Origin of the sequence: Rothia sp. HMSC08A08, assembly GCF_001808385.1 — a bacterium.
GTDB classification, from domain to species: Bacteria; Actinomycetota; Actinomycetes; order Actinomycetales; family Micrococcaceae; genus Rothia; species Rothia dentocariosa.
The window spans coordinates 110,130-120,969 of sequence record NZ_KV793075.1 but is presented as its reverse complement, the minus strand read 5'-3'; the positions used below and the strand labels follow the sequence as shown (position 1 = coordinate 120,969).

General features: G+C 56.0%; 9 protein-coding genes. 3 read left to right on the top strand and 6 right to left on the bottom strand.

Annotated features, from left to right (window positions below):
• The 3 genes from HMPREF3164_RS11395 to HMPREF3164_RS07200 all read right to left on the bottom strand — a co-directional run.
• Positions 1-394: YwqG family protein (locus tag HMPREF3164_RS11395; RefSeq protein WP_246822639.1), on the bottom strand; the 394-nt coding region annotated here is incomplete at its 3' end.
• A 231-nt stretch (positions 395-625) separates the two neighbouring features.
• Positions 626-1,462 carry a YwqG family protein gene (locus HMPREF3164_RS07205; protein WP_013398359.1) on the bottom strand — a complete coding sequence of 279 codons (837 nt, stop codon included), beginning with the start codon at positions 1,460-1,462 and terminating at the stop codon, positions 626-628.
• 195 nt (positions 1,463-1,657) lie between these two features.
• Positions 1,658-2,713, bottom strand: coding sequence for an ABC transporter substrate-binding protein (locus HMPREF3164_RS07200; RefSeq protein ID WP_083297361.1), 1,056 nt, complete (start codon positions 2,711-2,713; stop codon positions 1,658-1,660).
• A gap of 177 nt (positions 2,714-2,890) precedes the next feature.
• Here HMPREF3164_RS07200 and HMPREF3164_RS07195 point away from each other — a divergent pair, with 177 nt between their 5' ends.
• From HMPREF3164_RS07195 to HMPREF3164_RS07185, 3 genes are all read left to right on the top strand, one after another.
• Positions 2,891-4,096: a FecCD family ABC transporter permease gene (locus HMPREF3164_RS07195; protein WP_070449989.1), complete on the top strand. Its 1,206-nt coding sequence runs from the start codon at positions 2,891-2,893 to the stop codon at positions 4,094-4,096.
• Positions 4,093-5,175, top strand: a complete 1,083-nt coding sequence (locus tag HMPREF3164_RS07190; protein WP_048754607.1) for a FecCD family ABC transporter permease — start codon at positions 4,093-4,095, stop codon at positions 5,173-5,175. The genes HMPREF3164_RS07195 and HMPREF3164_RS07190 overlap by 4 nt, the downstream gene beginning before the upstream one ends.
• Positions 5,176-5,545: 370 nt before the next feature.
• Complete coding sequence (locus HMPREF3164_RS07185; protein WP_070449986.1) at positions 5,546-6,208, top strand: hypothetical protein; 663 nt, start codon at positions 5,546-5,548, stop codon at positions 6,206-6,208.
• A 71-nt stretch (positions 6,209-6,279) separates the two neighbouring features.
• Here the strand turns inward: HMPREF3164_RS07185 and HMPREF3164_RS11535 are convergent, their stop codons facing one another.
• The 3 genes from HMPREF3164_RS11535 to HMPREF3164_RS07170 form a co-directional block, all read right to left on the bottom strand.
• A complete protein-coding gene (locus HMPREF3164_RS11535; RefSeq protein ID WP_070449983.1) occupies positions 6,280-8,916 on the bottom strand; it encodes an HtaA domain-containing protein in 2,637 nt (878 codons plus the stop codon).
• Positions 8,917-9,177: 261 nt separating this feature from the next.
• Entirely contained in the window at positions 9,178-10,212 is a 1,035-nt protein-coding gene (locus HMPREF3164_RS07175; RefSeq protein ID WP_070449981.1) for a magnesium and cobalt transport protein CorA, read from the bottom strand.
• A gap of 107 nt (positions 10,213-10,319) precedes the next feature.
• The gene (locus tag HMPREF3164_RS07170; RefSeq protein ID WP_070449978.1) at positions 10,320-10,811 is read right to left on the bottom strand and encodes a DUF2087 domain-containing protein; all 492 of its coding nucleotides are present in this window, start codon (positions 10,809-10,811) and stop codon (positions 10,320-10,322) included.
• Positions 10,812-10,840: the final 29 nt, after the last annotated feature.

The following is a 10,840-nucleotide window of genomic DNA, read 5'->3' as shown; positions in this document are numbered from 1 at the left end:
CCGGGTTCGGCTCACCCACGATCTCGTAGTAGAGCACCCGCCAGTTCTCTTGAACCGCAGGCTTGTTATAGTCATACCCCCACACGGTGTCGTGAGGGTCAATCCAAAATTGAAGCATACCGCTCTTCGGGTAAATATTATTCTGCGGCAGCTCAGCACAGTTAATCTGCGCAATCATGCCCAAGGGCTGGCCGGATGCATTCGTTGGCGCGGATTCTCCTACAGGCAGGTACGGCACTCCCCCGAACTTGGAGGCGGTCTTCGGCAACGGCTGCTGCGATGGGGTTGCCGTAATCCTGATAGCCTGCTTGAGTTTTCCCTGGTTCATAACGTCAAGGACTCGACGCACCTGCGCTTCGGTGTTTTTAGCTGCGTTCTGCTCGGTGGTATTCATATATTCCTCCGGGTGGTTGGTTCAGTGCTACAACCATCAGAACACATTTTGCGGTGCCGTGCTCAAAACTTCGTCACTCGTGCGCTTATTCAACGGTGTATTTTTTTGGAAGGCCACACGCTGCATGATTCGGAGCATGACTCTAGGCGCCCCAAAAATTCAGGAGGTTGGTGGTGTATCAAGTAGCTTGAGTACACCACAACCCCCTGAATAAAAATCAAAACGGGTCGGTTAACTGCTCGACCACTCAAAGATCACATTTGAGAAGTCACCCGCCGCCAGCTGTTCGGGCGTTATCAGCCAGTTTGCCGCGCCTCCGCCGCACCACATGAGCTTAGGCGATCCGTCATGAGGCTCGGCCCAGTCCACCTCAGAAACAATGGTCAGCAGGTTCACAGTATGCCCCTGCAGAGCCTCGTTGAAGAACCGGGGGTCGCTCTGCACAAAGTAGGGGTACCCGCCGATCTTCGAGAATTCGTCGTTTTCCTCAATCGTGAGGGCGGCACCCTGCGCCTCCTGATAGCTCTCAAGCTGCGATTCGGGGTACATCTTATTCCACACGCGCGCGAAATCTTCATAGTAGTAGTTGGCGGCGCCGGTAATACCCTGCTCGATCACCTCGAACGAAAGCGCAAACTCGGCCTGCGTGGGTTCAACGGGCCAGTTGTCCTTAGGTTCTACGGCAGGAAGAGTCGTGTTCGGGTCTGGCCTGCCCACGTTCTTGTAATAGATAACCCGCCAGTTCTCCTGGGATGCAGGCTTCGCGGCATCGAACCCCCACGCCTCGTCCTTCGGGTCTATCCAGAATTGCACCATGCCAGTTTTTGGATAGATATCATTCGGCGGCAGCTCTGCACAGTTAATCTGCGCGATCATCCCCAAGGGCTGACCACTGGAGTTTGTTGGCGCCGAAGCACCCATAGGTACATAGGGAATGCCCCCAAATTTTGAGGCGGTCTTTGGCAGCGGGGTCTTAGAGGCAGTTGCCGTGATGCGTACCGCCTGCTTGACGTGGTCTTTATTGAGCGCATCGGCAACATGCTGCGCTTTTTCTTCTAGAGTGCTCATGGACATCCTCCAAGGCGTGGTTAATGGCATGTATTAACCATGAGAACACACTTTTTTATAGTATGCCTTGAATATCGTTGTGGGGTGAAAAACGAACGCATCCGCATACTACACAATGTGAACCAGTACGACCGCACCCTTGCCCGGAATCCCTGGAGAATTCCGGGCAGGGGTGCTGTCGTCGTGATGCGCATATTAGATGTGCTTGTCGATTTCCTCAATTACGCCCAGAGCCGCGGTAATTCCCGCGTTCAGGTAGAACATATCGGAATCTACCTTATGAGCGTGCTTCTCCTTGACCGCTTTCAGGCTATCCCACAGCGTCTCAGAGGTGAGCTTGGATTCGTCGCCGCCCTGCACACCGTAGAAGAGGTAGTCGCCGTCCGCCTGGTCGAGATTCTCGGAGCTCAGATCAATCGAGGTCTTACCTTCCTGCTGCACGGCGGGGCGGGCGAGGGAAGCATCCTCACAAATGGAGCCCACAAACGAAGACTTCGCGTACACGCGGGTACGGTCCCCAGCTGCGTAGAGGAATGAGAAGGTCTTCTCTTTACCGGCCTTCTCGCCCAGTTTCTTGGCTTTATCCTCGTAATCCTTGAGCATCTCCTCAGCCTTAGAGGTACTGCCCAGTGCAGAGGCAACCATCAGAAAGTCCTGCTTCCAGTTATTTCCGGTACCCTCGGTCACCACAGTTGGGGCGATTTTCGAGAGCGATTCGTATACCTCTTCCTTTTTATTAGTGTTATTAATCAGGATGAGGTCGGGGTGCAGATTTGCGATAGAACCAAGGTCGGGTTCGGTGCGCTTGCCGACCTTGGCTATCTTATCGAGCTCAGTCGACTTATCGGAGAACTTGGTCTTGAGGTATTCGGGCACGAGGTCGGCATCGTTAGCGGTTGCTGCGCCAATAGGTACCAAGCCCAAAGCGAGAACATCGTCAAGCTGCCCGGTCGAGAGGATAACCACGCTCTTGGGGGCAGATTCAATCTTGGTTTCACCGCGGAAATGCTTGACCGTACGCGGGAATTCGCCATCACCCGCGGTCGATCCCATGCCGGAAGGAAGGGCTGAAGGAGCGGGCTTTGCGCTCGTCGATGCAGAGGACACGGATGCGTTGGAGTCAGAAGAATTGGAAGACCCGCAGGCGGCAAGGGCGAGGGCGCTGAAGGAGCCCAGGGCAAGCACGCCGAAGGATCGTCTGGTCAATGAACGGTGAGAGTCCCTGTGTTGGGGTGAACTAGTATTAGCCATAGACTGAGGATACCCTTATAAAATAGATAATGCCATATCAGCCCCATATTGACGTAGGATAAATCACATAAATATGTCCTAAATATTATGCGGCTGTCGCCCAGATTTTCGGGCAGCAAACCGGCATAAGACCCCACCACACATAACCTCCCGATCACCACAAGATAGAGTACGCCTATGAGTTCATCGCCCCGCCGGGGTAAACAGCCCGTCACCTCCAGGTCTGACGGGGCAGGCGCATCCGCCCAGAGCACGACGGCGACGCCAGCCGAACAGCCAAGTACCCCAAAGCCTTCGCTATCACGCTGGGGTCTGGCACTTCTGATAGGGCTGGCTCTTTTAGCGGTTCTTATCGTGCTCTCCGGGGCAGTTGGCTCGCGCATGTTTTCCTTCGAGAAGGCGCTCGACGGCTTTCTGCACCCGGATGCCGCCACAATCGAATCAAAACTGATTTGGTTCAAGCGGATGCCCCGCACACTCGCCGCTATTATGATGGGCACGGCACTGGCGGTTGCGGGCGTTATTATGCAGGCGCTCTCACGCAACCCTCTCGCCGAACCGGGGCTGCTGGGCGTGAACTCCGGGGCGGCCGTTACGGTCGTTGTGGGCGTCGGCATTTTCGGGGTATCTTCCCCCTTCGTGCAGCTGTGGTTAGCGCTCGCCGGTTCTGGTCTCGCGGCGGGCACGGTATTTCTGCTGGGCCTTATCGATTCCAAGCCGAACCTGGATTCTACCGCCCGCCTGGTGCTTACGGGTGTTGCGGTGAATGCCTGTTTAGGAACGATCACCGGCATTATCACTATGTTCAATTCCCGGGCTTTCGACTCACACCGGTTCTGGGTGGTCGGTTCCCTAGAAAACCGTACCTACGAGCAGGTTTTCGCGGCGCTTCCCCTCGTGGTGTTGGGGCTGGTTCTATCGTTCATTCTTATCGGCCCCCTGCGTGCCCTAGCGCTAGGTGAGGATGCGGCATCCGGCCTGGGCGTGCCGGTCACCCTCGTGCGCGGTGCCTGTATCGTGGCGATTATGGCTCTATGCGGCGCGGCGACTGCGGTGGCCGGACCCATCGGATTTGTGGGGTTAGTGGTTCCGCATGCGGTGCGCCTGCTGGTGGGCACCGATATTGCACGGGTTTTACCGCTTTCGCTCGTCTACGGACCGGTGCTGGTTCTGACCGCCGATATTGCCGGGCGCGTGCTTGTTCTTCCCGGGGAACTTGAAGTCGGTATCGTGACCGCGTTCATCGGTGCACCCGTGCTCATGGTCCTGGTACTTCGGCTTAGTTCCGGGGCGAAAGGCCGCAAGCGCAGCATCCTGGGTGTGAAGGCGGCACAGCACGAACAGGCAGGGACGGCTCCGCAGACGGCGGGAGGTTCCCGGTGAGCCAAACGACGCACACGAATAAGTTCAATGCGGCGAGCACATCCCCGAATCCCCGCAGAAAATCCGGCGCACGACCGACTATTCCCGGGCGGTACCGCACTCCCCTGCCGCGCACACTTTTGGTAATTGCGATCATGGTAGTGGCCGCCTGCATGACGCTCATGTATGGCACCTACAATATTTCCCCCGCCAACGTGCTGAACGTACTTTTTCAGGGCGGCGGCAGCGATATTGACCGGTATTTTATTCTGGATCAATATCTGCCAAGAATCGTGGCGGCTGCCGTTGTGGGTGCGGCACTGGGGCTTTCCGGGGCTATCTTCCAATCGGTTTCCCGCAACTCCCTCGGCTCGCCGGACATCATCGGCTTCACGGTCGGTTCGGCAACCGGCGCGCTCTCCATCATTCTGGTCGGATCCTTCGACAATTCCGGCGTGAGTATCGGCATGGGCGCACTTATCGGCGGCTTCCTCACCGCCACCGTGGTAATGCTGCTTGCGGGTATACGCGGCGGCGCTTCTATGGGGCAGCGCATGGTACTGATCGGTATTGCGGTCAGCGCTATGCTCGCATCGGTCAATGATTATCTAATCACACGCTCCGATCTGGAAAAGGCGGAGGCGGCCAAGACCTGGCAGCACGGCTCGCTCAATGCGATTTCTTGGGACCAGGTGACAGCACCAGCGATAGCGCTTGCGATTACGATTCCACTCGTGCTGATGCTCACCCGCTACCTGCGCACCCTAGAACTGGGCGAAGACCTGGCGGCGGGCTTGGGCTTACCGGTACGGCGCACGATCAATATTTTGGTAGCCGCAGCAGTACTCTTGGTGGCGGTCGCTATCTCAATGTCAGGGCCCATAGGTTTCTTGGCGCTCGTTGCCCCGCAGATTGCGCGGCGGCTGTGGAATACCCCGGGTACGGCGATGTGGCACTCAGCGCTTCTGGGTTCAGCCCTGTTGGTGACGGCTGACTATGCGGCATCACGGATTCTTTCACCCTTCCAGATTCCGGTCGGACTGATGACTGGTGCTCTGGGCGGTGCCTATATGCTGTGGCTTCTGCACCGGAGTAAGTAACTTGGGTTTCTAAAAATGTGCGGACGTATCCATGCCGCAGGGGTGCAGGGTTTAAAGCGCCTAGGGATGTCAGGCGAGTGAGGTACGAACGAGTCTGACAGGGGCCCTGTAAAGCGACTAAATCCTGCACCCATGAATACATGTGGGTTTTTCCATCTCTTTATTAACCCACATAGCTATATTCCAAAAACGATATATAAACTTGTCAGAGCATATATTCCACATTCCACATCTGGAATATACATCGCATGCAATTCTCTCTTGGCGGCTCGGCACGGTTAAAGTGTCAGGGTGCCTAGGTACCGTCGAGGTATCAGAAAAACACCCCGCACCTTCACGGGGCGGCACCCCATCGAGAGGATCAGCACCTATGGCACAGCACCCCCTAAGCGCATCCCGCATCGTTGCAACCGCCGAGGATATTGTTAGCGCCGATCATCAGTTCCTCATGTCCACGGGAACGCTCGTACACCACGAAACCTTCGATATAGAGGCCATTCGCCGCGATTTAGAACAGCTCATTGCCGAGCGTGTTTGTCTGCAGGTCGCCCCGGCGTCAAATTCCTGCACCCGGATGCTCACTCAGCATCGTTATGGCGAGGCCGGATTCCAGCAAAATCTTCACGAATTACGCCGGGCGGCGCAGAACGCTATCCTAATGGTTTTCCCGCACGATCAGCTTGAGATTGGTCTTCGTTTCGAGCGGATTCAGGGCACCAAGCTGGCGCTGACGCGTATGTATTGCAGCCCCCGTTACGGTGATGCCTGGTATAAGCATTGGGCGCCGCGGGTGTTGCCCTTGGAAGGGTATGCTTTCGCCACCGAGAGCCGCCCGGGTTCCGGCGATTTCAGGATTAATACCGCACAGTTCCTCAATATGCTGGGCCTGCTGGAAGTCGCCATGATGGGGCTTGATGTGAGTGAATGGGACCTGTGGGAGTGCGAAAACCCCAAGGACGCCTGCACCAAATTCAAACGGGAACGCCGGGACGTGCGTCGCCGCATCCGCGAAGATTACGGTATGACCGCTTAGGGTTTTCGGGCAGAGCAAAGCTCCCCACTCACCGAACGATGCGGTGCGCGGGGAGCCAGCACGGTTACGGATTAGCCACGGTGTGCGTAACGGTACAGGAACGCCGCCATAGCCTCACGACTGATGCTCTCGTGGGGACGGAACGTTCCGTCATCCCAACCGGTCGTAATCTTGCTGTCATGCAGCCAAGCAATTTCACGGTAGAACATGTTCTGTTCGGGAACATCCTTGAATGGCGCATTCTGCACTTTAACCGGCGGTTTCCCAGAGTACCGGTAGAAGAATGCCGCCATAGCCTCGCGGCTGACGGGATCGTGCGGGCGGAAGGTCTTATCAGGCCAGCCGGTTGTAATACCTTGCTGCTGGAACCAGACGATTTCCTTGTAGAAGGGGTCGCCTTCCTTCACGTCGGTAAAGGGAGATTCCTTCGGCAGCTGCACCTCGGGCGAGCCGGACATACGATAGAAGAACGCCGCAATAGCCTCACGTTCGATACTTTCGTGCGGGCGAAACGTGCCATCGACCCAGCCGGTCGTGATGTTCTGCCCGGCAAGCCAGGTAATCTCGCGGTAGAACATATCGCCTTCGTTCACATCGGAGAACGACTGAGTGCGCTCTGCCGGTTTACTCGGCTCAGGTTCGGCAGGCTTGCTGGGCTCCGGCTCGGCAGGCTTCGACGGTTCCGGTGCGGGGGTCGTCGGGGTCGGGTCCGCCGGTTTACTCGGTTCAGGGGTTGGAGCAGGGTCAGCGGGTTTGGTAGGCTCAGGCGCTGGTGCCTCGGAGCTTTCCGAGGGCTCGGGAGTCGGTGTTTCAGCCGGTTTGCTGGGCTCGGGCGCGGGTTGCGTCGGCTCAGGGGTGGGTTCCGGGGTCGGATCAGCAGGTTTTGGCTGTTCGGGTGCCGGTGTCTTGGCGGTATTCACCAGGCGGTTGAGCCACAGATTAGATTCCAGACCGTCATTCTTCTCAACCATCGTGGGGAAGATAATATCCCCATTCGGCAGCTCAAGCGCGTTGTACGACCCGCTCTTATCGGTCGAACGCAAGTCAGAGAGCGGCACATCGTGATCGAATTCAAGGGTCTTTGACATCCAAACCAGGCGACCGTTTGCGGAATCGACTGCCACAATCTTGTCGCCAGCGGTGAAGAACGAGGCGATCGCCCCCATGCCGTGCGGCGCGGTGGAGCTTTCGCGCACCGTTGTGAAGGAAGAACCATCGTACTTGAGAACCTGCACGGCACTGGCGCTTGCGGCGTAGTTATTCCACCGGTAGACGTATCCGTCCGGAGTGGTGAGCAGGCCGTTGAGGCTGGCTGCCTCTTCCGCATCCTTGGGCTGGGTTTGCTCAACCACCGAAATACCCTGAGCGCTCAGGTGAAGCAGCTGACCGTTCTGAATCTTATTGCCCTCTTCGTTGTACACAGATTTATTGGGGCTGTATAGGAACGAGCCGTCGGGCAGCGGCGCAAGCGTGCGGGTGCTTCCGGTGAAAACGTCGCCATAATATTCGCTCAGGTCATCGGCGTGTGCCACCGAGGGGTCAAAGTCCAGCGGAGATTTGACGGTTTGCGCTTTCACCGTGCCATCGGAGGCGACGTTGACGTACCGCGCCTGCCCGCTGCTATCGGCGGTGAGCACAGCCCAGCTGTTGATCGCTTCGTTGTAACCGAGCGCCAGAATATTTTCGGATTCGCTGAAGGTGACACCCGCGAAAGTACCCTGAGATACGAGCTTGCCGGATTCATCTACCCGGTAGCGTTCCAAGGCGCGAGTATTCGCGTTCACAAACACGATATCGCCGGTGGCGGGGTTGGCGGCAAAGTGCGCGCTGGAACCCATCGGCAGGGTTGCAGACTCTGTCTGCTGCAAAGTCTTTGGGTCGATGACCGCGTAACGTGCATCCGCCCCGCCGCCGAAGCTTTTACCTGCCGCGTAGAAAAGATAAGAGCCCGCGCGCACGGTATTTTGCGGATTATTAATATCGGTACCCGAGTTCAGGCTCTCACCCAGTTTATAGCCGCTGTTTTGGGCATCTTTCGCTTTAGTACCGGAATACGAGAAGGTGAGAGCGTCCAGCCCCACGCCGTCTTCGTAGAAGTTCGAGAATGCGTGATTACCTTCGGCGGTGAGATTAGCCGCAACATTACTCCAGGTGACAACGCCGTCTTTTTCACTCTGCTGAGCGGTTTTGAGCGAGAGCTTCGCCATCGGGATTTCGTGGGGTCCTTCCCACTGCCCGGAGGTGTAATTTTTGGTGCGTACAACCATGTAGAGTGTGCCGGTGCCCTGTGCCGCATCCACCTCGATGCGCGGGTTTGAGAGCGTTAGGTTCAGCGAGCATTCTTCGGGTTTATTGCGGTCGGCGCAGTGCGAGATATATTGAACTTTGCCGGAGCCCTGAAGTGAAACTTGGTTACCGTCCTCGGAAACTTTGGCTTCTTGGTTGGGGAAGGTGAACAGGTCGGTGGCGTTGTAGCTTGCACCTTCGCTGACCTTGTACGGTTCGCCGATGTAGTTGCGGAATGAGGTTTTGATACCCCAGGTGATATTTCCGGTGCTCTGGTTCTGTTCGGCGGTTACCGCTACACCGGAATCGGCGTGAGCGTTCACAGCCAAAAGCGGAGTTGCGGGCAAGAGCATGGCGCCTGCGAGAGTGAGTGCGCAGATACGTCTGAGGGTGCGCTGGCGTGATGCAAACGTGAAAGACATGTGTAATCCTCGTTGATCTATTGAGTTAGGACACCCTTAATGTAGCAACATGCTACCCTTAATACAAAAGAGCTTAACGCCACTCTGTGATGAGTTGTCGCTACAAAGTGTTCATACACTACAATGCCCTCACTTCGCTGCAATAGAGCGCTAACGACAACATGCAGACCACCGAAAACTCTAGATTTTATTCGATATTTCTAATACTAAATACCGTGAGAATATTTTTAATATACTCTTCTAAAATGCTTAATATTACGGCTAGAACCAGCCACGCTTCTTAAAGAAGAGATACACCACCACACACGCCACCACCATGAGCACGAGCGACGCCGGGTATCCATAGGTCCACTTCAGCTCGGGCATATCCTCAAAGTTCATACCGTAGATAGACCCGATAATTGTGGGCACCACCAGGATTGCGGCACCCGCCGAAATACGCTTCATATCTTCGTTTTGCTGCTGCGCCACAATCGTATCGTGCACCGTAAGCGTATTCTGCAGGGACGTGCGCAGATCCTCTAGGCGCTCCTTAACCTGCACCACGTGATCCTGAATATTGCGGAACTGCCGCTGCAGCTCATCCTTCTCCTGCGCGATTTCGGTTGCGGTAGCACCCGTATAGGGGCTGACGTCAAGTACGCCGTCACGAATCTGCTGCATGATGCGCGCGAGCATCATATCGAGCGGTTTGCAGGCACGCTGAAAATCGGCAACCTGGTTGAGCAGTTCGTAGGTGCGGCGTGACAGTGTGCGGTCGCCAGCGCCGGTTTCTTGGAAGAGCGCATTCTCAATTTCATCGCCGTCGTTTTCGAGCCCTTCGAGCACCGGCATGTAACCGTCTACCGTCTGGTCGATGATGCGGTGCAGCAGGCGTATGGGCGAGCCGTCCGGAGTGGCGTAGATCAGGTTGAAGCGTTCGTACACTGCCTGCTGCGGATGTATCTGGTCGTTCACGATGCTCAACAGGTAGTCACGCCCCAGGAACATGTGCATCTCGCCTAGACGCACCTCTTCTTCGGCATCCAGGTAGATGGCGGGGCGTACCACCGCAAACAGGGAGCCTTCGTAGCTTTCAAGTTTGGCGCGCTGATGCCCGTGCGAGGCGTCTTCGAGCGCAAGTTCGTGCAGGTTGAAGGTTTGCTGAAGCTCGCGCAGCTCCCGCGCGTTCGGGGTCATGTAGCCGAGCGCCACGCTCGCGCCGCCCTCACGGTAAGCATCAAGCGCCTCGGACTGGGTAACCCCCATACGAATGCGGTCCTGCTGCGGATAAATAGCACCGGTTACATACGACATAGGTTAAGTGTAGGGGCAGGCCCCCAGGTGCTAAAAAGAGCCTTTATTCGAATAAAGAGTATTTTTCGCCGCTTTATTCAAATAAAGGCTCTTTTTATGCAGGGGATTTATTGGATGCGCCGGTAGATCTGAGTTGCGGGGTCCCGCTCAAGTATTCCGTGATCCACGCCGTAGCGACGCACCAAGGCAGGGTCATCCGTGTACCGCCTGATGCGCTCATTCACCTCACGCTCCGAAAACTGCTCGGAGGCAGGAATACTCTTTTGAAGAATCCAATGCAAAAGAGCATTCTTATCCTGCGCACGTGAGGGCCAGGTATGCACTCGTCCCTTGACTAAAAACCGCTCAACATCATCTGTTACCTGGTTTTTCGCGGATTTCAAAAGACTCAAGTAGTCGGAGAATACCTCGGTATCCTGCCAAAGCCCATCCTCTGACTTCTCAATGAGCCTGACTGCTTCAAGACGCGCCAACAGTTTACGATCACGATAGTTAGGCGTTTTCGGCACATCCTGCACGATAACCTTGGCATACATTTCTCGGGATTCACCATTCGCCAGTGCAGCTATCACCGGCAAAATGTTTTGCACCTTTTCCATAAGTCAGTTTTACAATTAATACTTTAAAA